The organism is Streptomyces sp. BK79 (assembly GCF_044142145.1).
Taxonomy (GTDB): Bacteria; Actinomycetota; Actinomycetes; order Streptomycetales; family Streptomycetaceae; genus Streptomyces.
The window spans coordinates 324991-348729 of the sequence record NZ_JBHVOC010000002.1 but is presented as its reverse complement, the minus strand read 5'-3'; the positions used below and the strand labels follow the sequence as shown (position 1 = coordinate 348729).

At 72.9% G+C, this 23739-nt stretch carries 20 protein-coding genes and 1 tRNA gene; 14 read left to right on the top strand and 7 right to left on the bottom strand.

Features of this window, described 5'->3' with window-relative positions; genetic code table 11:
- Positions 1–71: 71 nt before the first annotated feature.
- On the bottom strand, positions 72–1418 hold the full coding sequence (gene murA, locus ACFIF2_RS03630; protein ID WP_395570975.1) for a UDP-N-acetylglucosamine 1-carboxyvinyltransferase: 1347 nt from the start codon (positions 1416–1418) through the stop codon (positions 72–74).
- 232 nt (positions 1419–1650) lie between these two features.
- Between murA and ACFIF2_RS03625 the strand changes: the two genes are divergently transcribed.
- From ACFIF2_RS03625 to ACFIF2_RS03580, 10 genes are all read left to right on the top strand, one after another.
- A complete protein-coding gene (locus ACFIF2_RS03625) occupies positions 1651–2223 on the top strand; it encodes a YqgE/AlgH family protein (protein ID WP_395570974.1) in 573 nt (190 codons plus the stop codon).
- A gap of 30 nt (positions 2224–2253) precedes the next feature.
- Complete coding sequence (locus ACFIF2_RS03620; RefSeq protein ID WP_071528725.1) at positions 2254–2538, top strand: DUF3039 domain-containing protein; 285 nt, start codon at positions 2254–2256, stop codon at positions 2536–2538.
- A gap of 189 nt (positions 2539–2727) precedes the next feature.
- The gene (locus tag ACFIF2_RS03615) at positions 2728–4026 is read left to right on the top strand and encodes an extracellular solute-binding protein (RefSeq protein WP_395570973.1); all 1299 of its coding nucleotides are present in this window, start codon (positions 2728–2730) and stop codon (positions 4024–4026) included.
- On the top strand, positions 4023–5015 hold the full coding sequence (locus ACFIF2_RS03610; RefSeq protein ID WP_395570972.1) for a carbohydrate ABC transporter permease: 993 nt from the start codon (positions 4023–4025) through the stop codon (positions 5013–5015). The genes ACFIF2_RS03615 and ACFIF2_RS03610 overlap by 4 nt, the downstream gene beginning before the upstream one ends.
- Positions 5012–5869: a carbohydrate ABC transporter permease gene (locus ACFIF2_RS03605; protein WP_395570971.1), complete on the top strand. Its 858-nt coding sequence runs from the start codon at positions 5012–5014 to the stop codon at positions 5867–5869. The genes ACFIF2_RS03610 and ACFIF2_RS03605 overlap by 4 nt, the downstream gene beginning before the upstream one ends.
- 1 nt (position 5870) lies before the next feature.
- Entirely contained in the window at positions 5871–7484 is a 1614-nt protein-coding gene (locus ACFIF2_RS03600) for a beta-N-acetylhexosaminidase (protein WP_395570970.1), read from the top strand.
- A gap of 254 nt (positions 7485–7738) precedes the next feature.
- Complete coding sequence (locus tag ACFIF2_RS03595) at positions 7739–8632, top strand: FAD binding domain-containing protein (RefSeq protein ID WP_395570969.1); 894 nt, start codon at positions 7739–7741, stop codon at positions 8630–8632.
- On the top strand, positions 8629–10767 hold the full coding sequence (locus ACFIF2_RS03590; RefSeq protein ID WP_395570968.1) for a 2Fe-2S iron-sulfur cluster-binding protein: 2139 nt from the start codon (positions 8629–8631) through the stop codon (positions 10765–10767). Before ACFIF2_RS03595 ends, ACFIF2_RS03590 begins: the two co-directional genes overlap by 4 nt.
- Positions 10764–13076: a xanthine dehydrogenase family protein molybdopterin-binding subunit gene (locus ACFIF2_RS03585; protein WP_395570967.1), complete on the top strand. Its 2313-nt coding sequence runs from the start codon at positions 10764–10766 to the stop codon at positions 13074–13076. Before ACFIF2_RS03590 ends, ACFIF2_RS03585 begins: the two co-directional genes overlap by 4 nt.
- A 147-nt stretch (positions 13077–13223) precedes the next feature.
- Entirely contained in the window at positions 13224–13796 is a 573-nt protein-coding gene (locus tag ACFIF2_RS03580; RefSeq protein WP_395570966.1) for an SUKH-4 family immunity protein, read from the top strand.
- On the opposite strand, the gene ACFIF2_RS03575 is transcribed toward ACFIF2_RS03580, so the two are convergent.
- A tRNA-Cys gene (locus ACFIF2_RS03575) sits at positions 13768–13839 on the bottom strand. The genes ACFIF2_RS03580 and ACFIF2_RS03575 overlap by 29 nt on opposite strands.
- A 205-nt stretch (positions 13840–14044) precedes the next feature.
- On the opposite strand from ACFIF2_RS03575, the gene ACFIF2_RS03570 reads away from it, so the two are divergent.
- The 4 genes from ACFIF2_RS03570 to ACFIF2_RS03555 all read left to right on the top strand — a co-directional run bounded on the left by ACFIF2_RS03570 (position 14045) and on the right by ACFIF2_RS03555 (position 19422).
- Complete coding sequence (locus ACFIF2_RS03570) at positions 14045–15523, top strand: MFS transporter (protein WP_395570965.1); 1479 nt, start codon at positions 14045–14047, stop codon at positions 15521–15523.
- A 152-nt stretch (positions 15524–15675) separates the two neighbouring features.
- Entirely contained in the window at positions 15676–17472 is a 1797-nt protein-coding gene (locus tag ACFIF2_RS03565) for a DEAD/DEAH box helicase (RefSeq protein WP_395570964.1), read from the top strand.
- Positions 17473–17775: 303 nt separating this feature from the next.
- On the top strand, positions 17776–18432 hold the full coding sequence (locus ACFIF2_RS03560) for an IclR family transcriptional regulator (protein WP_395570963.1): 657 nt from the start codon (positions 17776–17778) through the stop codon (positions 18430–18432).
- Positions 18433–18642: 210 nt separating this feature from the next.
- Positions 18643–19422: a S16 family serine protease gene (locus tag ACFIF2_RS03555; protein ID WP_395570962.1), complete on the top strand. Its 780-nt coding sequence runs from the start codon at positions 18643–18645 to the stop codon at positions 19420–19422.
- Positions 19423–19442: 20 nt separating this feature from the next.
- On the opposite strand, the gene ACFIF2_RS03550 is transcribed toward ACFIF2_RS03555, so the two are convergent.
- The 5 genes from ACFIF2_RS03550 to ACFIF2_RS03530 are packed head-to-tail and all read right to left on the bottom strand — an operon-like array spanning position 19443 to position 23719.
- Positions 19443–20438 carry a glycine betaine ABC transporter substrate-binding protein gene (locus ACFIF2_RS03550; protein WP_395570961.1) on the bottom strand — a complete coding sequence of 332 codons (996 nt, stop codon included), beginning with the start codon at positions 20436–20438 and terminating at the stop codon, positions 19443–19445.
- Positions 20435–21277, bottom strand: coding sequence for an ABC transporter permease (locus tag ACFIF2_RS03545; RefSeq protein ID WP_395570960.1), 843 nt, complete (start codon positions 21275–21277; stop codon positions 20435–20437). The genes ACFIF2_RS03550 and ACFIF2_RS03545 overlap by 4 nt, the downstream gene beginning before the upstream one ends.
- Positions 21274–22539 (bottom strand): betaine/proline/choline family ABC transporter ATP-binding protein, encoded by a 1266-nt coding sequence (locus ACFIF2_RS03540; protein WP_395570959.1) that lies wholly within the window; start codon positions 22537–22539, stop codon positions 21274–21276. The genes ACFIF2_RS03545 and ACFIF2_RS03540 overlap by 4 nt, the downstream gene beginning before the upstream one ends.
- The gene (locus tag ACFIF2_RS03535; protein WP_395570958.1) at positions 22532–23179 is read right to left on the bottom strand and encodes an ABC transporter permease; all 648 of its coding nucleotides are present in this window, start codon (positions 23177–23179) and stop codon (positions 22532–22534) included. The genes ACFIF2_RS03540 and ACFIF2_RS03535 overlap by 8 nt, the downstream gene beginning before the upstream one ends.
- A 39-nt stretch (positions 23180–23218) precedes the next feature.
- Complete coding sequence (locus ACFIF2_RS03530) at positions 23219–23719, bottom strand: Lrp/AsnC family transcriptional regulator (protein WP_395570957.1); 501 nt, start codon at positions 23717–23719, stop codon at positions 23219–23221.
- Between the last annotated feature and the right edge of the window lie 20 nt (positions 23720–23739).

Below are 23739 nucleotides of genomic sequence, written 5' to 3'. Positions count from 1 at the left end.
TGAAAGGGGCGGCCACCTCCGGGTGGCCGCCCCTTTCGTGTCCGTGCGCACGTGTCCGTGCGCCGCCGGCGTCAGCCCAGCGCCTTGCCCGGCAGCTCCACCTTCGCGCCCAGCTCCACGAGCTTCTCCATGAAGTTCTCGTAGCCCCGGTTGATCAGGTCGATGCCGTGGACCCGGGACGTGCCCTGGGCCGCGAGGGCGGCGATGAGGTACGAGAAGCCGCCGCGCAGGTCGGGGATGACCAGGTCGGCGCCCTCCAGCTTGGTCGGTCCCGACACGACGGCCGAGTGCAGGAAGTTGCGCTGGCCGAAGCGGCAGTGCGAGCCGCCGAGGCACTCGCGGTAGAGCTGGATGTGCGCGCCCATCTGGTTGAGCGCGGAGGTGAACCCGAGACGGGACTCGTAGACCGTCTCGTGGACGATGGACAGGCCCGTGGCCTGCGTCAGGGCGACCACCAGGGGCTGCTGCCAGTCCGTCTGGAAGCCGGGGTGCACGTCCGTCTCCAGGGCGATGGACTTGAGCTGCCCGCCCGGGTGCCAGAAGCGGATGCCCTCGTCGTCGATCTCGAAGGCGCCGCCCACCTTCCGGTAGGTGTTCAGGAACGTCATCATCGAGCGCTGCTGGGCGCCCCGCACGTAGACGTTGCCCTCGGTCGCCAGCGCCGCGGACGCCCAGGAGGCGGCCTCCAGGCGGTCCGAGAGGGCGCGGTGGGTGTAGCCGCCCAGCTCGTCCACGCCGGTGATGCGGATCGTGCGGTCGGTGTCCATCGCGATGATCGCGCCCATTTTCTGCAGGACGCAGATCAGGTCCTCGATCTCCGGCTCCACGGCGGCGTTGGACAGCTCCGTGACGCCCTCGGCGAGCACGGCCGTCAGCAGCACCTGCTCGGTCGCGCCGACGGACGGGTACGGCAGCCGGATCTTCGTGCCGCGCAGCCGCTGCGGGGCCTCCAGGTACTGGCCGTCCGCGCGCTTCTCGATCTTCGCGCCGAACTGCCGCAGCACCTCGAAGTGGAAGTCGATGGGCCGGCCGCCGATGTCGCAGCCGCCCAGGCCCGGGATGAAGGCGTGCCCGAGGCGGTGCAGCAGCGGGCCGCAGAACAGGATCGGGATGCGCGACGAGCCCGCGTGGGCATCGATGTCGGCGACGTTCGCGCTCTCCACGTGGGAGGGGTCGAGCACCAGCTCGCCGGGCTCCTCACCCGGACGGACGGTCACCCCGTGCAGCTGCAGCAGTCCGCGTACGACCCGCACGTCGCGGATGTCCGGCACATTGCGCAGCCGGCTCGGCGCACTGCCCAGCAGGGCGGCCACCATGGCCTTCGGCACGAGGTTCTTCGCACCGCGGACCCGGAGCTCGCCCTCCAGCGGGGTTCCGCCGTGGACAAGCAGTACGTCATCAGCGCCGTTGACGGTCATGAATCTCGCGTTCCGTGGGTTCGGGCAGGGGGCAGAAGGGAAAGGGTAATCGCCTTGTACCCCCGTTCACTAAGCCTGTGCACGGTCGGGGGACGTCATGGGTTTGTCACAACACGAACGGTTCCACGGCGGGCACGTGCGGTCACGACGGCGGCGCGCGCGCCGCGCCCGTTCACCCCCGTGCCCCCGATTGCCTCCCCGCGGGAGGGGAACATGCGGGATCATGTCAGGCATGACCGAGGTGTCCTCGCTCACAGGGCGGCTGCTCGTGGCCACGCCCGCCCTGGCGGACCCGAACTTCGAGCGTGCCGTGGTGCTCCTGCTCGACCACGACGAGGAGGGCTCCCTCGGTGTCGTCCTCAACCGCCCCACGCCGGTCGGCGTGGGCGACATCCTGGAGGGCTGGGCGGACCTGGCGGGCGAGCCGGGCGTCGTCTTCCAGGGCGGCCCGGTGTCGCTCGACTCGGCGCTCGGCGTCGCCGTCGTCCCCGGCGGGGAGTCCGGCGAGCGGGCGCCGCTGGGCTGGCGCCGGGTGCACGGCGCGATCGGCCTGGTGGACCTGGAGGCACCGCCGGAGCTGCTGGCACCGGCCGTGGGGGCGCTGCGGATCTTCGCCGGGTACGCGGGCTGGGGCCCCGGCCAGCTGGAGGACGAGCTGACGGAGGGCGCCTGGTACGTGGTGGAGTCCGAGCCCGGCGACGTGTCCTGCCCGGTCCCCGAGCGGCTCTGGCGCGAGGTGCTGCGCCGCCAGCGGGGCGACCTGGCGATGGTGGCGACGTATCCGGACGACCCGTCGCTCAACTGAAGCGGGTGCGCTTCAGTACCCTTGGCGGTTATGAGCACTCTCGAGCCCGAGCGCGGGACTGGTACGGGGACCCTCGTAGAGCCGACGCCGCAGGTGTCCCACGGCGACGGTGACCACGAGCGCTTCGCCCATTACGTCCAGAAGGACAAGATCATGGCGAGCGCCCTCGACGGCACCCCCGTCGTGGCGCTGTGCGGCAAGGTCTGGGTGCCGGGCCGCGACCCCAAGAAGTACCCGGTCTGCCCCATGTGCAAGGAGATCTACGAGTCCATGAGCGGCGGCGGGGACGAGGGCAAGGACGGCGGCAAGAAGTAGCCGCTCTGCCCCTGTAGACCTCCCGAAGGCCCCCGGAGTGTGCCCGCGCGCACTCCGGGGGCCTTCGTGTTGTCACGAAGTGGTCGAGACCTCTTGTGGACATGTTCATGTACTCCATAACCTCCTGGGTGTTGTGCAGAGCGAAACCGTCATTGCATATGTTGCAACGCACGCCCGGAGGATCACTCCATGAAGCTCGCCCCCCGCCTGGCCGTCCTGCTGGCCGCCGTCGCGGTCACCGCGACCGCCTGCGCCCCCCAGACGTCCGACAACTCCTCCTCCGGCGAGGACGAGAAGAGCGGCACGCTACGGGTCTGGCTCTTCCAGGAGGTCAACAACAAGCCGAAGGAGAAGGCCGTCGACGCCGTCCTGGCCGGCTTCGAGAAGGCCCACGAGGACACGAAGGTCACCGTCGAGTACATCCCCGTCGAGACCCGCGCCCAGCGCATCAAGGCCGCCTTCAACGACCCCGGCAGCGCCCCCGACGTCATCGAGTACGGCAACACCGACACCGCCGGCTACGTGAAGGACGGCGGACTCCTGGACGTCACCGAGGAGTTCGGGGACTGGGACGAGGCGAAGGACGCCGACCCCACCGCCCGGCAGTCGGTCACCGTGGACGGCAAGGTCTACGGCGCCCCCTACTTCGTCGGCGTCCGCGCCCTGTACTACCGGACCGACGTATTCCGCGAACTCGGCCTGAAGCCCCCGAAGACGCTCGACGAACTGGCGTCCACCGCGAGGAAGATCCGCGCCGCCAGGCCCGACCTCTACGGCATCGCCGTCGGCGGCGCCTACACCTACGGCGCGATGCCGTTCATCTGGGCGAACGGCGGGGAACTCGCCACCGGCAAGGGCGGTTCGTACGCCTCGGCGATCGACAGCGCCGCCGCGCGCGAGGGCATCACGGCGTACACGTCCCTCTTCGGGGACGACAACTGCCCCGCCGCCAAGTGCGCCGGCATGGGCGGCAACGACACCGTCACCGCCTTCGCCTCCGGCAAGGCCGGCATGGCGATCGGCGGCGACTTCAGCCACCAGGCCGTGGAGGCCGGGACGGTGAAGGGCGAGTACGCGGTCGTGCCGCTGCCGGGCGTGAAGCCCGGCTCGATCGCCCCCGCCTTCGCGGGCGGCAACAACGTCGGCGTCCTCAAGAGCACCTCGCACCGCACCCTCGCCGTCGACCTGATGAAGCGGCTCGCGTCGAAGGAGGCGCAGGGCGACCTGTTCGGCGCGATGGGTTTCCTGCCGACCTTCACGGACGTACGGCAGCGGGTCGCGGCCGAGGAGCCGTTCGTGAAGCCGTTCGTCGACACGCTCGCCGCGGGCACGAAGTTCGTGCCGGCCTCGGCGGCCTGGGCGACGATCGACTCGTCCCAGGTGCTGCCGACGATGTTCCAGGAGGTGGTCAGCGGCAAGCAGGACGTGGACGCCGCCGCCCGGGACGCGGCTCGGAAGATGGACGACGCGTTCGGCTCCGCCGGATGAGTGGGGTGCCTTCCGGCTCGGGGGGTGCGGTTCGTGGGCGGGTGCGGGTTGTTCGTGGCTGGTCGCGCCCGCGCGGCGGTGGCCGCAGATCCAACACGGCCCCGCGCCCCTTGCGGGGCGCTTCTCGTACCCCCTGGTTGTATCTCGCCCCTGCTCTTGTCGTCCTCGGTGGGCTGCTCGTCTACCCCGTCTATCAGCTCGGGCTGATCTCGTTCCTGGAGTACACGCAGGCCCAGGTCAGTGGTGGTGAACCGACCACCTTCCAGGGCTTCGGGAACTACGCCGAGCTGTTCGGGGACGCGGAGTTCTGGCAGGTGCTGGTCGCCACCGTGGTGTTCGCGGCGGCCTGTGTGGTCTCGACGCTGGCCGTCGGGTGCGCGCTCGCCGTGCTGCTCACCCGGGTGCGTGCCCTGCCGCGGCTCGTGCTGATGCTGGCCGCGCTGGGCGCCTGGGCGACCCCCGCGGTCACCGGGTCGACGGTCTGGCTGCTGCTGTTCGACCCGGACTTCGGGCCCGTCAACCGGATGCTGGGCCTCGGCGACCACTCCTGGACGTACGGGCGCTACAGCGCCTTCGCCCTCGTGCTGCTCGAAGTGGTCTGGTGCTCCTTCCCGTTCGTCATGGTCACCGTCTACGCCGGCATCCGCGCGGTGCCGGGCGAGGTGCTGGAGGCCGCCGCGCTCGACGGCGCCTCGCAGTGGCGGATCTGGCGGTCCGTGCTGGCACCGATGCTGCGGCCGATCCTGGTGGTCGTCACCATCCAGTCGGTCATCTGGGACTTCAAGGTCTTCACCCAGATCTACGTCATGACGGGCGGCGGCGGCATCGCCGGCCAGAACCTCGTCCTCAACGTCTACGCCTACCAGAAGGCGTTCGCGTCCTCGCAGTACAGCCTCGGCTCGGCGATCGGCGTCGTGATGCTGCTGATCCTGCTCGCGGTGACGCTGGTCTACCTGCGGCTGCTGCGCCGCCAGGGGGAGGAACTGTGAATCTTCCGCTGCGCCTTCCGCGCGCGCGGGTGCGCCGTCCGTGGCGGCTGGCCGCCGAGGTGTCGGCCCTGCTGATCGCCGTGGTGGTGGCCTTCCCGCTGTACTGGATGGTGCTGAGCGCCTTCAAACCGGCCGGGGAGATCGAGTCGTCCGAGCCGCGGCCGTGGACCCTGGAGCCCACGCTGGACTCCTTCCGGCGGGTCTTCGGGCAGCAGGAGTTCGGCCGGTACTTCCTCAACAGCCTGCTCGTGGCGGGCACCGTCGTGATCGCCTCGGCGCTGATCGCGTTCCTCGCCGCGACCGCGGTGACGCGCTTCCGGTTCCGCTTCCGGACCACCCTGCTGATCATGTTCCTGGTGGCCCAGATGGTGCCCGTGGAGGCGCTCACCATCCCGCTGTTCTTCGTCATGCGGGACTTCGGCCAGCTGAACACGCTGGGGTCGCTGATCCTGCCCCACATCGCCTTCTCGCTGCCGTTCGCGATCTGGATGCTGCGGGGCTTCGTGAAGGCCGTCCCGGAAGCCCTGGAGGAGGCCGCCTACATCGACGGGGCGAGCCGGGCGCGCTTCCTGTGGCAGATCCTCTTCCCGCTGGTCCTCCCGGGACTGGTGGCCACCAGCGTCTTCTCCTTCATCTCGACCTGGAACGACTTCCTGTTCGCCAAGTCGTTCATCATCAGCGACACCTCCCAGTCGACGCTGCCGATGGCGCTGCTGGTCTTCTACAAGCCGGACGATCCCGACTGGGGCGGCGTGATGGCCGGGTCCACGGTGATGACGATTCCGGTGCTGGTCTTCTTCGTACTCGTACAACGACGACTCGTCTCCGGACTCGGCGGAGCGGTGAAGGACTGACGTGACGGATCTGATTCCCCACCCCCGGCGAGTGACGGCCCACGAGGAGGAGTTCCTCGACCTCGGCCCGGACACCACCATCGCGGCGGCCGACGGCACGCGGGGCACCGAACGCTGGCTGCGCGCCACCCTGGGCGCGGCCACCGGTCTGCCGCTGGCACCGGGGGAGGGCGACGAGAACGTCGTCCGCCTGTCCCTCGACGGCGAACTGGACGCCGAGGGCTACCGGCTCCACGTCACGCCGCGCGGCGCGCACCTCACCGGCGGCGGCCCGGCCGGCCTGTTCTGGGGCGCCCAGACGCTCCGGCAGCTCCTCGGCCCGAACGCCTTCCGGCGCGCACCGCTGCCCGGCCGCCGGTGGCGGCTGCCCCTGGTCCGGATCGAGGACGCGCCCCGCTTCCGCTGGCGCGGCACGATGCTCGACGTCGCCCGGCACTTCACGCCCAAGGAAGGCGTCCTGCGCCACCTGGACCTGATGGCGGCCCACAAACTCAACGTCCTGCACCTCCACCTGACCGACGACCAGGGCTGGCGCGTCGAGATCAGGCGCCACCCGAAGCTCACCGGGACCGGCTCCTGGCGGGCGCGCACCAAGTACGGCCACCGCGCCTCGCCGCTGTGGGAGGACAAACCCCACGGCGGCTACTACACCCAGGACGACCTCCGCGAGATCGTCGCCTACGCCGCCGAACGGCACATCACCGTCGTCCCCGAGATCGACGTACCCGGGCACTCGCAGGCCGCCATCGCCGCGTATCCGGAACTCGGCAACACGGACGTCGTCGACACCGCCGCGCTCGCCGTCTGGGACACCTGGGGGATCTCCGAGAACGTGCTCGCCCCCACCGACCACACCCTGCGCTTCTACGAGGGGGTGTTCGAGGAGGTCCTGGAGCTGTTCCCGTCGGAGTTCGTCCACATCGGCGGCGACGAGTGCCCCAAGGACCAGTGGCGGCGCTCGGCCACCGCGCAGGCGCGCATCGAGGAACTCGGGCTCGACGGCGAGGTCGGACTCCAGGCCTGGTTCGTCCGGCACTTCGACACCTGGCTCGCCGCACGCGGACGCCGGCTGATCGGCTGGGACGAGATCCTGGAGGGTGGGCTGGCCGAGGGCGCGGCCGTGTCCTCCTGGCGCGGGTACGCGGGCGGGATCGCCGCCGCGCGCGCGGGACACGACGTGGTCATGTGCCCCGAGCAGCAGGTGTACCTGAACTACCGGGAGGCGCCGGGCGAGGACGAACCCGTGCCGATCGGCTACGTGCGCACCCTGGAGGACGTCTACCGGTTCGAGCCGGTCCCCCCGGAGCTGACGCCGGACGAGGCCGGACACGTGCTCGGCACCCAGGCCAACATGTGGACCGAGGTGACGGAGGACCAGCGGCGGGTGGACTACCAGGTCTTCCCGAGGCTGGCCGCGTTCGCCGAGGTGGCCTGGAGCGCCCTGCCCGTCCCCGAGGAGCGGGACTTCGCCGCCTTCGAGCGGCGGATGGCCGCCCACTACCGGCGACTGGACGCCCTGGGCGTCGCCTACCGGCCGCCCGGCGGCCCGCTGCCCTGGCAGCGGCGGCCCGGTGTGCTCGGCCGTCCCCTTGAGGGACCGCCTCCGAACGAGTAGGGGGAATGCCCCCAAAACCCCACCGAAGAGTGGCAACTCTCGCTCATCGCGCCTCCGTCGGATTGTCGGAAGATTGCCGTTGATCCTGTGGGAAAACGGCACATCTCGCCTACGAGGTGGGCGAATGCCTCCTAGCGGACCCCCGCGTTCGGGCCCTGCGAAGATGTGCCAGAGTTGCCACGTCCGCCCTGTGAGGTCGTACCGTACGGCCACATGGGCGGGACCAGGTGGGACAGCGGGAAGGGGCAGTCGGTTTGACCACGCACGCACCGCAGGCGGCGCAGGCCGTCACGCTGCCCACGACACTGGACGAGGCGGTGGCGGCACTGGCCGCCATGCCCGCCGCCGTGCCGGTCGCGGGCGGTACCGACCTGATGGCCGCGGTCAACTCCGGGCAGCTCAGGCCCGCCGCGCTGGTGGGTCTCGGCCGGATCAGCGAGATGCGCGGCTGGCAGTACCAGGACGGTCACGCGCTGCTCGGCACGGGCCTCACGCACGCCCGCATGGGCCGCCCCGACTTCGCCGCGCTCATCCCGGCGCTCGCCGCCGCCGCGCGCGCCGCCGGACCGCCGCAGATCCGCAACGCGGGCACGCTGGGCGGCAACATCGCCTCGGCCGCGCCCACCGGTGACGCGCTGCCGGTGCTGGCCGCCCTGGAGGCGACGCTGATCATCGCGGGCCCGGGCGGGGCCCGCCGGGAGATGCCGGTCTCGCACCTGCTGGCCGGCATGGAGATGCTCCGCGCGGGCGAACTCATCGGCCACGTGCGCGTGCCGCTGCTGCACGCGCCGCAGGTCTTCCTCAAGGCGACCGGCCGGACCGGCCCGGGACGCGCGATGGCGTCCGTGGCGCTGGTCCTCGACCCCGCCCGGCGCGGGGTGCGGTGCGCCGTCGGTGCCATCGCCCCGATGCCGCTGCGGCCCCTGGAGGCCGAGCAGTGGGTGGCCTCGCTCATCGACTGGGACAACGGCCGCGCGATCGTCCCGGAGGCGCTGCACGCCTTCGGCGAGTACGTCGCCGCCGCCTGCATCCCCGACGCGGCCCCGGCCGAGGACGGCTCCGTACCGCAGCTCCCGCCGGCCGTACTGCACCTGCGGCGCACCGTCGCCGCACTGGCCCGACGAGCACTGGGGAGGGCGCTGTCGTGACCGACGACCAGCACGACGACCGGCACGGACAGGGCGCGCCCCCGAGCGGCGGCCGCTGGGACCCGCTGCCCCAGGGCGACTACGACGACGGCGCCACCGCGTTCGTGAAGCTCCCCGAGGGCGGCGTGGACGCGCTCCTCGCCTCCGCCGACAGCCCCCTCGCCGCACCCGGCCACGGCTACGTGCCGCCGCAGATCACGGTCACGCCCGCCACCACCGGCACCGACCCGGCGGCCACCGGCACCTGGGCGATGCCGTCCGCGCCCGTGGACGGCGGCCAGTGGCACGTCCCGGACGCGGGGCAGCAGCCCGCCGACCGGCCGGGGTACGCCGCGTACCCGCCGCAGGACCCCTACGGCGGGAGCGCGCCGTACGACGCGAACGCCGGTACGGCGCCGTACGAGGTGGGCGGCGACGCCGCGCCGTACGGCACCGACTCCGGGGCCGCGCCGTACGGTCAGGGCGCCGTTCAGGGCGCCGGTCAGGGCGACCGGTTCACCCACCTCGGGGCCACCGGCCAGTGGGACTTCTCCGGGGCCGCCGCCCCCGAGGGCGCGGGCGGGTCCGACGGCGCGGGCGGGCAGGACGCGACCGGGCAGGACGTGACCGGGCAGTGGTCCATCCCCGTCGCCGACGGCGACCTGCCGGACGAGTCGGGCGAGTTCACCCAGTCCTCCCTGGCCGAGCAGTGGGGCGGCACCGCGCCGGCCACCCTGCCCGGCGGCGCCCCGGCCCCCTGGGCGACCCAGCAGATCGGCCAGCCGTGGAGCGACCGCACGGCACGGGCCGCGCAGGCCGGTCCGGCGGACGCCCCGCCCGCACCCGGCGACGGTCCGTACGCGGAGGCGCCCGCGGAACCCACCGCGGCACCGACGGCCGACGAGACGGCGACCGACGAGACGGTGACCGGCGAGGGGGTGAGCGGCGAGCCGCAGGAGGCCGAGGAGGCCCCCGAGGGGCCCGGGGAGCCCTCGGCGCGGTCCCCCGAGGACGTCGCCGCGCAAGCCGCCCCCGAGGCCGCCGAGGAGCCCGTGGCGGCTCCGGCGCCGGACGCCTCAGGGGACGACGGCCGAGAGCAGGAGCAGGAGCAGGAGCACGGCCCGGAGCAGGCGCGGGAGTTCGCGCATGCCCTGGAGCCGGAGCCGGGGCACGACCCGGAGCCGGACCCGGGGCAGGACACGGCGGCGGAGCCCGACGACGGTCCGCGGACCGACCCCGACCCCGCCCCCGACCCCGGCGCCTCCGCCGAGCGGGCCCCCGCCGGCCCGCACGAGGAGCACCCCCTCGCCTCGTACGTCCTGCGCGTCAACGGCGCCGACCGGCCCGTCACCGACGCCTGGATCGGCGAGTCGCTGCTGTACGTGCTGCGCGAGCGGCTCGGCCTCGCGGGCGCCAAGGACGGCTGCTCGCAGGGCGAGTGCGGCGCCTGCAACGTGCAGGTCGACGGGCGCCTCGTCGCCTCCTGCCTGGTCCCCGCCGCCACCGCCGCCGGCAGCGAGGTGCGTACGGTCGAGGGCCTGGCCGCCGACGGACGGCCGTCGGACGTGCAGCGGGCGCTCGCCCGGCGCGGCGCGGTGCAGTGCGGCTTCTGCGTGCCCGGGATGGCGATGACCGTGCACAACCTCCTGGAGGGCAACCCGGCGCCGACCGAGCTGGAGGCCCGCCAGGCCCTGTGCGGCAACCTGTGCCGCTGCTCCGGCTACCGGGGGGTGTTGGAGGCGGTCCAGGAGGTCGTCGCCGAACGCGAGGCGCACACCGCCGCCGAGACGGACGGGACGGACGCGGACGAGCCCCGCATCCCGCACCAGGCGGGCCCGGGCGCGGGCGGCGTCAACCCGTCGGCCTTCGAGTCCCAGGGCCCGCCCGGCCCTCCGGAGACACCGGCACCGCACGCCCAGGACCCGAACGACCGGCCGTACGACGAGCAGCCCTACGACGAGCAGCCCTACGACGAGCAGCCCCACGACGAGCAGCCCCACGACGAGCAGCCGTACGAGGACCAGTCCTACGGCGACCAGTCGTACCGTGACCCGGCGTACGGCGAGTCGTACGAGGGCGAGCAGTACGACGACCGGCCCTACAGCGACCGCCCGTACGGCGACCAGCCCGACGGCCAGGACGGAGGCCAGGCGTGAGCAACGACGCCGCGACCGCAGAGGCCGCGGGAGCGACCGAGGCGGCTCCCGTCGCCGAGCCGATCCCGCACGGCATCGGCGCGTCCCTGCCGCCCGCCGACGCCCGCGCCAAGACGGAGGGCACCTTCCCGTACGCCGCCGACCTGTGGGCCGAGGGCCTGCTGTGGGCGGCCGTCCTGCGCTCGCCGCACCCGCACGCGCGCATCGTGTCCATCGACACCACCCACGCGCGCGAGATGCCCGGCGTCCGCGCGGTGGTCACCCACGAGGACGTGCCCGGCGCCCCGTTGCACGGACGCGGCCGGGCCGACCGCCCGGTGTTCGCCTCCGAGGTCGTACGCCACCACGGCGAGCCCATCGCCGCCGTCGCCGCCGACCACCCGGACACCGCGCGGATGGCCGCCGCCGCCGTCATCGTCGAGTACGAGGTGCTCGACCCGGTGACCGACCCCGAGCAGGCCTTCGAGGCGGAGCCGCTGCACCCCGACGGCAACCTGATCCGGCACATCCCGCTCAGGCACGGCGACCCGGAGGCGTCCGGCGAGGTCGTCGTCGAGGGCCTGTACCGCATCGGCCGCCAGGACCCGGCGCCCATAGGGGCCGAGGCGGGCCTCGCGGTCCCGCGCCCGGACGGCGGCGTGGAGCTGTACCTGGCCTCCACCGACCCGCACGGCGACCGCGACACCGCAGCGTCCTGCTACGGCCTGACACCCGAACAGGTGAAGATCGTCGTCACCGGCGTGCCCGGCGCCACCGCCGACCGCGAGGACCAGGGCTTCCAGCTGCCGCTCGGCCTGCTCGCGCTGAAGACCGGCTGCCCGGTGAAGCTGACCGCCACGCGCGAGGAGTCCTTCCTCGGCCACGTCCACCGCCACCCCACCCTCCTGCGCTACCGCCACCACGCGGACGCGGAGGGCCGGGTGGTGAAGGTCGAGGCGCAGATCCTGCTCGACGCGGGCGCCTACGCCGACACCTCCTCGGACGCCCTGGCCGCCGCCGTGGCCTTCGCCTGCGGCCCCTACGTCGTCCCCAACGCCTTCATCGAGGGCTGGGCCGTGCGCACCAACAACCCGCCCTCCGGCCATGTGCGCGGCGAGGGCGCCATGCAGGTGTGCGCCGCGTACGAGGCGCAGATGGACAAGGTCGCCAGGAAACTCGGCCTGGACCCGGCCGAGGTGCGGCTGCGCAACGTGCTCGCCACCGGCGACGTGCTCCCCACCGGCCAGACGGTCACCTGCCCGGCCCCGGTCGCCGAACTCCTCCAGGCCGTGCGCGACTTCCCGCTCCCCGCCCTGCCCAAGGACACGCCCGAGGACGAGTGGCTGCTGCCCGGCGGCCCCGAGGGCGCGGGCGAACCGGGCGCGGTGCGCCGGGGCGTGGGCTACGGCATCGGCATGGTGCACATGCTGGGCGCCGAGGGTGCCGACGAGGTCTCCACGGCCACCGTGAAGGTCCAGGGCGGCGTGGCCACGGTGCTGTGCGCGGCCGTCGAGACCGGCCAGGGCTTCACCACGCTGGCCCGGCAGATCGTGCAGGAGACGCTCGGCGTCGACGAGGTGCACGTGGCGCCCGTCGACACCGACCAGCCCCCGGCCGGGCCGGGCTGCCGGGGCCGCCACACCTGGGTGTCGGGCGGCGCGGTGGAACGGGCGGCCAAGATGGTCCGCACCCAGCTCCTCCAGCCGCTGGCGCACCAGTTCGGAATGTCCACCGAGCTGCTCCAGATCGCCGACGGCAAGATCACCTCGTACGACGGGGTGCTGTCGACCACGGTCGCCGAGGCGCTGGAGGGCAAGGAGCTGTGGGCCACCGCCCAGTGCCGGCCGCACCCGACCGAGCCGCTGGACGAGGCCGGTCAGGGCGACGCGTTCGTCGGCATGGCCTTCTGCGCGGTCCGCGCGGTGGTGGACGTCGACATCGAGATCGGCTCCGTGCGGGTGGTGGAACTGGCCGTCGCGCAGGACGTGGGCCGCGTGCTGAACCCGGCCCAGCTGACCGCCCGGATCGAGGCGGGCGTGACCCAGGGGGTCGGCATCGCGCTGACGGAGAACCTCCGCACCCCGCGCGGCCTGATCCGCCACCCGGACCTCACCGGCTACGCCCTGCCCACCGCGCTCGACACCCCGGACATCCGGATCGTGAAACTCGTCGAGGAACGCGACGTGGTCGCGCCCTTCGGCGCGAAGGCGGTCAGCGCGGTGCCGGTGGTGGCCTCCCCGGCGGCCGTCGCCTCGGCGGTGCGCGCGGCCACGGGACGCCCGGTCAACCGGCTCCCGATCCGCCCGCAGGCCGCGGTGGTCACCGCCTGACGCGGCACGGCCGTCCCGCGCGGGAAGCGACGGGTGGGTTCGCGGGGCGGGGGCGTTGTCAGTGGTGGCGCGTAGGCTGCGAAGCGGTGGGGACGACTGCCGCTCCCACCGGCCAGGGCTGGGTCGCGCACACACTCGGGGGAGACGATGCACGGGGTCACGACGGACATGACGACGCGGGCGCCGGCACGGGTGCCGTCGGGGCGCGGGACGCCGCTGCTGTGGACGTCGGCGGCCGTGATCGGCTGCCTGCTCCTGTCGGCGGGCCGCCGCACGGCGTCCGGCCTGGCCGTGGACCTGTCGTACCGCCTGCTGGTGGACGCGTTCGGCCGGGGCCGCGTGGTCCGTTTCGAGGACATCGACTTCCCCCCGGCCCTCACCCACGAGCCCACCCGCCGCTTCCTGCGCGAGACGGGCCTGCCGGAGCACGCGTTCCCGCTCGACACGGACGACGACGGGATACCGCTGCCGACCCTGGCGGAGCACTACGGCGACGGGGCACCGGACGAGCCGGGCGGCCACCTCGTCCGGCTGGGCCGCCTGCCCGACGGCAGCGATGTGGTCGTCGACGGCCCGACGGGCACGGTCCTGACCTGGCACCCGTGCGACGGGAGCCTGCGCCCCCTCACCCCGGACGTCTCGACCCTCGTCCTCACGCTGTGGCTGCTGCGCCGCGCGGGCGCGGCACCGGAGGCCGTGGCGGGATTCGAACCCGCGTAACTCGCTTTGCAGGCGAGCCCCTGAACCACTCGGGCACACGGCCGTGTTCCGCGTTCGGTCCGGTCGGTGCCGAACTCGGTGATCCGACCGTAGAGCGGCCAGGGAAAGGGGCTCAAGGCATCCGGGGGCACCGCAACACGACTGCCACGCCCCGTTCATGAACGGGGGCGGTCGTACGACCAAGGTCCCGGTCCCGTCCCGTCTCCCGACAGGGGTCAAACCGGCCTGCGGCCCTTACCCTGGCGACCATGACCGTCCCTGAACCGCGCGACACCGAGGTCGCCGACACCGCCGACACCGCCGACACCGCCGCCCCCGGCCCGAAGGCCGACCGCGCCGCGCCCGCCGCCGAGACCGTGCTGAGCAGCGCCTACCGGGCGCTGAGCGTCGGCATCGTCTCCGTCGTCGTCCTGATCGCGTTCGAGGCGACGGCGGTCGGGACGGCGATGCCGGTGGCGGCGCGGGAGCTGGACGGGGTGGCGCTGTACGCCTTCGCGTTCTCGGGGTACTTCACGACGAGCCTGTTCGGGATGGTGCTCTCGGGGCAGTGGTCGGACCGGCGGGGGCCGCTGGCACCGCTGACCGCCGGCATCACCGCCTTCGCGGCCGGGCTGGTGCTGTCCGGGACGGCCGGCGCGATGTGGCTGTTCATCCTCGGGCGGGCCGTGCAGGGGCTCGGCGGCGGGCTGGTGATCGTCGCGCTGTACGTCGTCGTCGGGCGGGCCTACCCCGAGCGGCTGCGGCCCGCGATCATGGCGGCGTTCGCGGCGGGCTGGGTCGTCCCGTCGATCGTCGGCCCGCTGGCCGCCGGCGCGGTGACCGAGCAGCTCGGCTGGCGCTGGGTGTTCGTCGGCATCCCGGTGCTGGTCCTGCTCCCGCTGGCGCTCGCGCTGCCGCAGATACGCAGCCGGGCGGCCGGACCGGTGGGCGGGGCGCAGGCGCCGGCGTCGTTCGACCGCCGGCGCATCCGCCTCGCCCTCGCCATCTCGCTGGGCGCCGGCCTGCTCCAGTACGCCGCCCAGGACCTGCGCTGGGCCTCGCTGCTGCCCGGCGCGGCGGGCGTGGCGCTGCTCGTCCCGGCCGTCCTCGGCCTGCTGCCGCGCGGCACCTACCGGGCGGTGCGCGGGCTGCCCTCCGTCGTCCTGCTGCGCGGCGTCGCCGCGGGCGCCTTCATCGCCGCGGAGTCCTTCGTCCCGCTGATGCTGGTCACGCAGCGCGGGCTCAGCCCCACGATGGCCGGGTTCTCGCTGGCCGCGGGCGGGGCGACCTGGGCCCTGGGCTCGTGGTTCCAGTCCCGGCCGCGCCTCGAACCCCACCGCGAGCGGCTGATGGCCCTCGGCATGACCCTGGTCGCGGCGGCCATCGCCACGGCTCCCAGCGTGCTGATCGACGCCGTGCCCGCCTGGACGGTGGCCGTCGCCTGGGGCTTCGGCTGCTTCGGCATGGGCCTGGTGATCTCCTCCACCAGCGTGCTGCTGCTCAAGCTCTCCGCCCCCGAGGAGGCCGGCAGCAACTCCGCCGCGCTCCAGATCTCCGACGGCCTGTCCAACGTCGTCCTGCTGTCGGCCGGCGGAGCGGCCTTCGCCGCCCTCGGAGGCGGCACGGTGAGCCACGGCGCCACGGAGGCGACCAGCTCCCACCCGGCGGCCTTCGCGGCGGTGTTCCTGCCGATGGCGGGGGTGGCGCTGGTGGGGGCGTGGGTGGCCACGCGGGTGCGGCAGCGGTGAAGCGGGCGCTTCCGGCGCTCCGGCGGGGCGGTTGTGACGTCCGTCCCACCCGGGGGTGACCCGCCCCGGTGCGGGCGCCGGCCGTGTCGGGGCGCCGGTAGGGTGGCCCGGTTGTCATACGTGGCCGAGCCGCTCTACCCCCTTCGGAGACCGTGACTACCACCGCCAGCTCCAGCACCTCGCACCACCTCTCCCCGGCCTTCCCCGGCCGCGCCCCGTGGGGCACCGCCAGCAAGCTGCGAGCCTGGCAGCAGGGGGCGATGGAGAAGTACCTCCAGGAGCAGCCCCGGGACTTCCTGGCGGTCGCCACCCCCGGTGCCGGCAAGACGACCTTCGCCCTGACGCTCGCCTCCTGGCTGCTGCACCACCACGTCGTGCAGCAGGTGACCGTCGTCGCGCCGACCGAGCACCTGAAGAAGCAGTGGGCCGAGGCCGCCGCGCGGATAGGGATCAAGCTCGACCCGGAGTACAGCGCCGGGCCGCTCAGCCGCGAGTACCAGGGCATCGCCGTCACGTACGCGGGCGTCGGCGTCCGCCCCATGCTGCACCGCAACCGCGTCGAGCAGCGCAAGACCCTCGTCATCCTCGACGAGATCCACCACGCCGGTGACTCCAAGTCCTGGGGCGAGGCCTGCCTGGAGGCGTTCGAGCCGGCCACGCGACGCCTCGCGCTGACCGGTACGCCGTTCCGCTCCGACACCAACCCGATCCCCTTCGTCACGTACGAGGAGGGCAACGACGGCATCCGGCGCTCCGCCGCCGACTACACCTACGGGTACGGTTCCGCGCTCGCCGACGGCGTCGTGCGCCCGGTCATCTTCATGAGCTACAGCGGCAACATGCGCTGGCGGACGAAGGCGGGCGACGAGATCGCCGCGCGGCTCGGCGAGCCGATGACCAAGGACGCCGTCAGCCAGGCCTGGCGCACCGCCCTCGACCCGCGCGGCGAGTGGATGCCGGCCGTACTGCGCGCCGCCGACCAGCGGCTCACCGAGGTCAGGAAGGCCATCCCGGACGCCGGCGCCCTCGTCATCGCCGCCGACCAGGACTCCGCGCGCGCCTACGCCAAGCTGATCCGCGAGATCACCGGCAGCAAGGCCACCGTCGTCCTGTCCGACGACACCGGCGCGTCGAAGAACATCGACGACTTCAGCGGCAGCACCGACCGGTGGATGGTCGCCGTCCGCATGGTGTCCGAGGGCGTCGACGTGCCCCGCCTCGCGGTCGGCGTGTACGCCACCACCATCTCCACCCCCCTCTTCTTCGCCCAGGCCGTCGGCCGTTTCGTACGGTCCCGGCGGCGCGGCGAGACCGCCTCCGTCTTCCTGCCGACCGTGCCCGACCTGCTCACCTTCGCCAACGAGATGGAGCGCGAGCGCGACCACGTCCTCGACAAGCCCAAGAAGGACGGCGAGGAGGACCCGTACGCCGAGTCCGAGAAGGAGATGGACGAGGCGAACCGGGAGCAGGACGAGGACACCGGCGAGCAGGAGCAGTTCTCCTTCGAGGCGCTGGAGTCCGAGGCGACCTTCGACCGGGTCATGTACAACGGCGCCGAGTTCGGCATGCAGGCCCACCCGGGGAGCGAGGAGGAGCAGGACTATCTCGGCATCCCGGGACTGCTGGAGCCCGACCAGGTGCAGCTGCTGCTCCAGAAGCGGCAGGCCCGGCAGATCGCGCACAGCCGCAAGAAGCCCGACGACGAGGCGGACCTGCTCGAACTGCCCGCCGAGCGGCGGCCGGTGGTCTCCCACAAGGAGCTGATGGAACTGCGCAAGCAGCTCAACAACCTCGTCGGCGCCTACGTCCACCAGAGCGGCAAGCCGCACGGCGTGATCCACACCGAACTGCGCCGCGTCTGCGGCGGCCCGCCCAGCGCCGAGGCCACCGCCGGGCAACTGCGCCAGCGCATCGACAAGGTGCGGGAGTGGGCCACGCGCATGAAGTGAGGGGCGGGGCGTGCGGGCCGCGCCGCGTGCGCTGTACGTATCGGGACAAACACAGGTAGTCCGCACCGGGCGTCGCCCGGATTCTGGACGGAGCCTTCCGCTGAGCGGACCTGGTCGCTACTGTCCCGCTACGCACACGCCCCGTGGCAGCGCCGCCGCGGAGCGCAGCCGTGAAGCGACTGGGCCCGGGCACAAGGCCGGGCCGTCAGCCGATCGGCGGCCTCTGAAGCGCGTCACTGACGGGACTCGGTGACGCATCCCCGCGAGGAGGGCCGCCGACCTCACCACTAAGGAGTGGGCGTCGTGACCGCGGAGACCTCTCAGACGCTCGACCGGGGACTGCGGGTCCTCAAACTGCTGGCCGATACGGACCACGGACTGACCGTCACCGAGCTGTCCCACAAACTGGGCGTCAACCGGACCGTCGTGTACCGGTTGCTGGCCACGCTGGAGCAGCACGCACTCGTACGCCGTGACCTGGGCGGACGCGCCCGGGTGGGGCTCGGGGTGCTGGGCCTGGGCCGCCAGGTGCATCCACTGGTGCGCGAGGCGGCGATGCCGGCGCTGCGGTCGCTGGCCGAGGACATCGGGGCGACGGCCCACCTGACGCTGGTGGACGGGGCGGAGGCGCTGGCCGTGGCCGTCGTCGAACCGACCTGGACGGACTACCACGTGGCGTACCGGGCGGGGTTCCGGCATCCGCTGGAGCGGGGGGCCGCGGGGAAGGCGATCCTGTCCGCGCGGCAGCAGGGGCAGCCCGCCGAGGGGGAGGAGCGGCCCGGGTACACCCTGACCCACGGGGAGCTGGAGGCCGGGGCCTGCGGGGCGGCGGCGCCGCTGCTCGGGGTGACGGGGGTGGAGGGCAGTGTGGGTGTGGTGATGCTGGCGGAGGTCGTGCCGGAGCGGGTGGGGGCGCGGGTGATGGACGCGGCGCGGGAGGTGGCGGAGGCGTTGCGGTGACGTCCCTGGGTTGTGCGGGGCGTGGGGGTGGGCCGGGGGTGGGATGCGCGGCCCGGCGTAACGGGGTGCCGCTGCGCCCACCCGTGCCGCCCCTGGGGGTACCTCCCAGGCCGTCCAGGCACTGGGGGAGGCACGACTGCCCGCAGCTACGGGGGTGGGGTGCGACTGCCCGCAGCTACGGGGGTGGATGCGTCGCGTTAGATTGACTTCGTGCTCTCTCGTCTCACGCGTCCCCAGGTCCTCGCCGTCTGTGCGGTGCCCGTCGTGGCGCTGCTCGCCACCGCCGTGTTCGCGCCGCTGCCGTTCTCCGTGGCGCGGCCCGGGCTGACGGCCGACGTGCTCGGGAAGAACCAGGGCGCCCCGGTGATCACGATCGAGGGGGCGCCGACGCACGAGACGACCGGGCAGCTGCGGATGACGACGATCGAGGCGACCGGCCCCGACGCGAGCGTCGGCCTCGGCGACGTGCTCGCGAGCTGGTTCGACACCGACCGTGCCGTGATGCCCCGCGACGCCGTCTACCCGAACGGCGACGGCGTCCAGGAGATCGAGGATTACAACGAGGAGCAGATGAGGGAGTCCCAGGACGCGGCGACCGCGGCGGCCCTGAACTACCTGCGGCTCGACGAGGACGACGTCGACGTCGAGCTGCGCCTGGAGGACGTCGGCGGCCCCAGCGCCGGCCTGCTCTTCTCGCTCGGCATCGTCGACAAGCTGTCCGCCGGCGACCTCACCGGCGGCAAGGTCGTCGCCGGCACCGGCACGATCACCACCGGCGGCAAGGTCGGCGCCGTCGGCGGTGTGCCGCTGAAGACGCAGGCCGCGCGGCGGGACGGCGCCACCGTCTTCCTGGTGCCGAAGGCGGAGTGCTCGGACGCGCGGGCGGAGCTGCCGCGGGGACTCCGGCTGATCCCGGTCACCACCCTGAAGGGCGCGGTCGACTCCCTGAAGGCCCTGGAGACGGGCAAGGGCGAGGTCCCCGCCTGCTGAGGCCGGGGGGCGGGCGCCGCTCAGCCGCCCTCCTTCACGAAGCCCTTCTCGACCATCCAGTCCAGCGCCACCTGGTGCGGGTCCTCCCCGTCGACGTCGACCTTCGCGTTCAGGGTCCGCGCCACGTCGTTGTCGAGCGCCTTGGTGACCGGGTCGAGGACATCGGCGATCGCCGGCCACTTCTTCAGGACGTCGGTGCGGACCATCGGCGCCGCGTTGTAGTTCGGGAAGAAGTGCTTGTCGTCCTCCATCACCGCCAGGTTCATCGACTTGATCCGCCCGTCGGTGGTGTACACCTCGCCGTAGGTGCAGGCGCCGTCCGCCGTCTGCGTGTAGATGATCCCGGTGTCCATGTCCGTGATGTTCCGGGCCGGGATGTCCATCCCGTATGCCTTCTCCATGCCCGGCAGCCCGTCCGCCCGGTTGGCGAACTCGACCTCCACGCACAGCGTCACCGCCGCCGGGTCGCGCTTGGCCAGCTCCGCCACCTCCGACAGCGTGTCGGTGCCGTACTTCTTGTGGTTGGCCTGGTTCATCGCCAGCGCGTAGGTGTTGTTGAGCCGGGCCGGCGGCAGCCAGGTCAGCCCCTTCCTCAGATCCTCGTCGCGCACCGCCACCCACTGCTCGTGCGGGTCGGGGATCGGCTCGCTGTGCCCGAGGTACGTGATCCAGGCGGTGCCCGTGTACTCGTACGTGGCGTCGGCGTCGCCGTTCTCCACCGCGGCCCGGGTGCCCACGGAGCCCTGGATGCCGGTCCGGTCGAGCACCTCCGCGCCGGCCGCCTGGAAGGCGATGCCCATGATCGCGCCGAGCACGAGCTGCTCGGTGAACTGCTTGGACACCACCGTCAGGTCGGCGCCCTCCAGCGGCCGGCCCTTGCCGATCGTGCCGGGCCCGACGTCGTCGACCATCGGGGAGCCGCTGGTCAGCCCGCACCCGGAGGCCGCCACCAGCAGCGCGGCCACCGCCGGCCACGTACGGCGTCCGCGGCCGCCGCGTCGGGAGCCCGTGCTCATGTCCGCACCTCCAGGCCGCGGGGCCGCAACAGCAGTTCGGCGAGCGAGGCCAGCCAGTCCACCAGCAGGGCGAGGGCGACGGTGAGGATCGAGCCCAGCACCAGCACCGGCATCCGCTGGCTGGTGATCCCGGTGGTGATGAGCACGCCCAGCCCGCCGCCCCCGCCGAAGACGGCCAGGGTCGCCGTGCCGACGTTGAGGACGAGGGCCGTGCGCACGCCGGCCAGGATCAGCGGGACGGCCAGCGGGAGTTCCACCCGGGTGAGCACGCCCAGCGGGGACATGCCGATGCCGCGGGCCGCCTCCAGCAGGGTCGGGTCGTTCGCCTTCAGGCCGGCGATGGTGTTGGAGAGCACCGGCAGGACGGCGTAGATGATGATGCCGATCAGGGCGGCCGTGCGGCCGATGCCGAGCCAGATCACCAGCAGTGCCAGCAGGCCGATCGCCGGGGTCGCCTGGCCCATGTTGGCGAACGCCATCGCCACCGGCGTGGCCCTGCGGAACATCCGGCGGGTGAGCAGGATGCCCAGCGGGATCGCGATGATCAGCACGAAGAAGGTGGAGATCACGGTCAGTTGGACGTGCTGCCACAGCGCCTTGGTGACCTGCCCGTCGGAGAGGGCGTTCTCGCTCAGCGCGTCCAGGTCGGCCTGCCGGAACCACAGCCAGGTCGCCAGCAGCAGGGCGACCAGGAGCGCGGGCAGGAAGGTCAGCTTCCGCCAGCCGACCCGCCGTCCCGTCGCCTCCGGGGACGCCGGGGCCGGCGGGTGCGGCTCGTACTCCGCCTCGTCCTCGTCCCGGCCGGAAGGATCAGGAGAAACGGAAGAAGAGGTGCTCACGCCCTGCCCCCCTCCCCTCCGGGACCGCCGTCGGTGAAGCCCTCCTGCTCGGCGTGGGTCTGCTCGGCCCGCGCCTCCTCCAGGTCGTGCTGGTGCTCCAGCGCGTCCAGCCGGTCGGCCTCCAGCAGGTCCTGCACGGAGTTCATCAGCGTCTCCATGTCGACGACGCCCTCGTACTCGCCGCGCCGCCCGGTGACCGCGACCCGCCCCGCGTTGTCGGTGAGGACCGCCTCCAGCGCGTCCCGCAGCGTCGCGTCCCGGGTCACCGTGTCGTGCACCAGCGTCCCGGCCCGCGCCAGCGAGCCCTTGGCCCGCATCAGGTCCCCGCGCCGCAGCCACTTGTAGGGCCGCCCGCGCCGGTCGAGGAGCAGGATCTCGTTGGTGCCGGCCGCCCGCAGGCGGTTGAAGATGTGCTGGAGCGGGTCCTCGACGGTCACCGTCGGGTAGTCGGTGATGCCGACGTCCCGCACCCGGGTCAGGTTCAGCCGCTTCAGCGCCGCGCCCGCGCCCACGAAGCCGGAGACGAAGTCGTCCGCCGGGTTGGTGAGGATCGCCTCCGGAGTGTCGAACTGCGCGATGTGGGAGCGTTCGCGCAGCACCGCGATCCGGTCGCCCAGCTTGATCGCCTCGTCGAAGTCGTGGGTGACGAAGACGATCGTCTTGTGCAGCTCGTGCTGGAGCCGGATCAGCTCGTCCTGGAGGTGGTCCCGGGTGATCGGGTCGACCGCGCCGAACGGCTCGTCCATCAGCAGCACCGGCGGATCGGCCGCCAGCGCCCGCGCCACGCCCACCCGCTGCTGCTGCCCGCCGGAGAGCTGGCGCGGATAGCGGCCGTGGAACTCCCCGGCGTCCAGCCCCACCAGGTCGAGCATCTCCTCCACCCGGGACCGGATGCGGGCCTTCGACCAGCCGATCATCTTCGGTACGAGGGCGATGTTCTGGGCGACGGTCATGTGCGGGAAGAGGCCGGAGGACTGGATCGCGTAGCCGACCTTGCGGCGGAGCTTCACCGGGTCGATGTCGGTGACGTCCTCGCCGTCGATGCGGATGCGTCCGCCGCTGGGCTCGATCAGCCGGTTGATCATCTTCAGGGTGGTGGACTTCCCGCAGCCCGAGGGGCCGACGAAGATGACCGTCTCGCCGGCCTTGATCTCCATCGACACGTTCTCGACGGCCGGCTGCGGATTGCCGGGATAGCGCTTGGTGAGCGACTCCAGCTCGATGGTCGCCCCGGTGGTGGCGAGGCCGCTGTTCTCAGACACGGATCCCCCTCGGAATGGTCAGCCGTCCGAGCAGGACGTACGCGGCGTCGAACAGCAGCGCCAGGACGATGATCCCGAGCGTGCCCGCGAGCACCTGGTTGAGGGCGTTCTTGCTGCCCAGCGAGGCGATCCCGCGGAAGATCTCGTTGCCGAGGCCCGGGCCGGAGGCGTACGCGGCGATGGCGGCGATGCCCATCAGCATCTGCGTCGAGACCCGGATCCCGGTGAGGATCGGCGGCCAGGCCAGCGGCAGCTCCACCCTCAGCAGCCGGGCCGGGCGGGACATCCCGATGCCCGTCGCGGCGTCCACCAGCGCCGGGTCCACCCCGCGCAGGCCGACGATCGCGTTGCGCACGATCGGCAGCAGCCCGTACAGGGTCAGCGCGGTCACCGTCGGCGGCACGCCCAGTCCCACGATCGGGATGAGCAGGCCGATCATGGCCAGGGACGGGATGGTCAGGATGGTCGACGTGGTCAGCGTCGCCAGGTTCCCCGCCCACTCGCTGCGGTAGGTGAGGACGCCGATCAGGACGCCGATCAGGGTCGCCACGACCATGCACTGGAAGACCGCGCTGGCGTGCTGGCCGGCGTCGGCGAGCAGCTGCTGGTGGCGGCTGGCCAGGAACTCCCAGAAGTTCACCGCCGCTCACCTCCGGGTCGGGCCGGCCCGGGGCCGGTCTCAGTCGCCGCTGTCGCCGATGGCGCCTTGCTCCTCGTCCCGGGCCGCCTGCTCCACCAGCGGGATGATCCGCAGCGGAACGGGGTTCTCCATGACGATCGCCGTGGCGGCCCGGACGATGCCATCAAAACCGACAACCCGGTCGATCACCCGCTGGAGATCGGCGTTCGAGCGGGCCACCAGCCGGCACAGCATGTCCCCGGTGCCGGTCGTGGTGTGCAGCTCCAGCACCTCCGGCACGGTCGCCAAGTGCGCCCGTACGTCGGCCCCTTGGCCCTGCCGGATCTCCAGCGTCGCGAACGCGGTCACCGGGTAGCCGAGCGCCGCCGGGTCCACCTCGGGACCGAATCCGCGGATGACTCCGTTCGACTGAAGCCGGTCGAGCCGCGCCTGCGCGGTGCCGCGCGCCACCCCCAGCCGCCGGGACATCTCCAGCACCCCGATCCGCGGCTCCCGCGCCAGCAGCCCGATGATCCGCCCGTCCAGCCGGTCGATCCCCATCCCGCCCCCTTCCGGCTGGT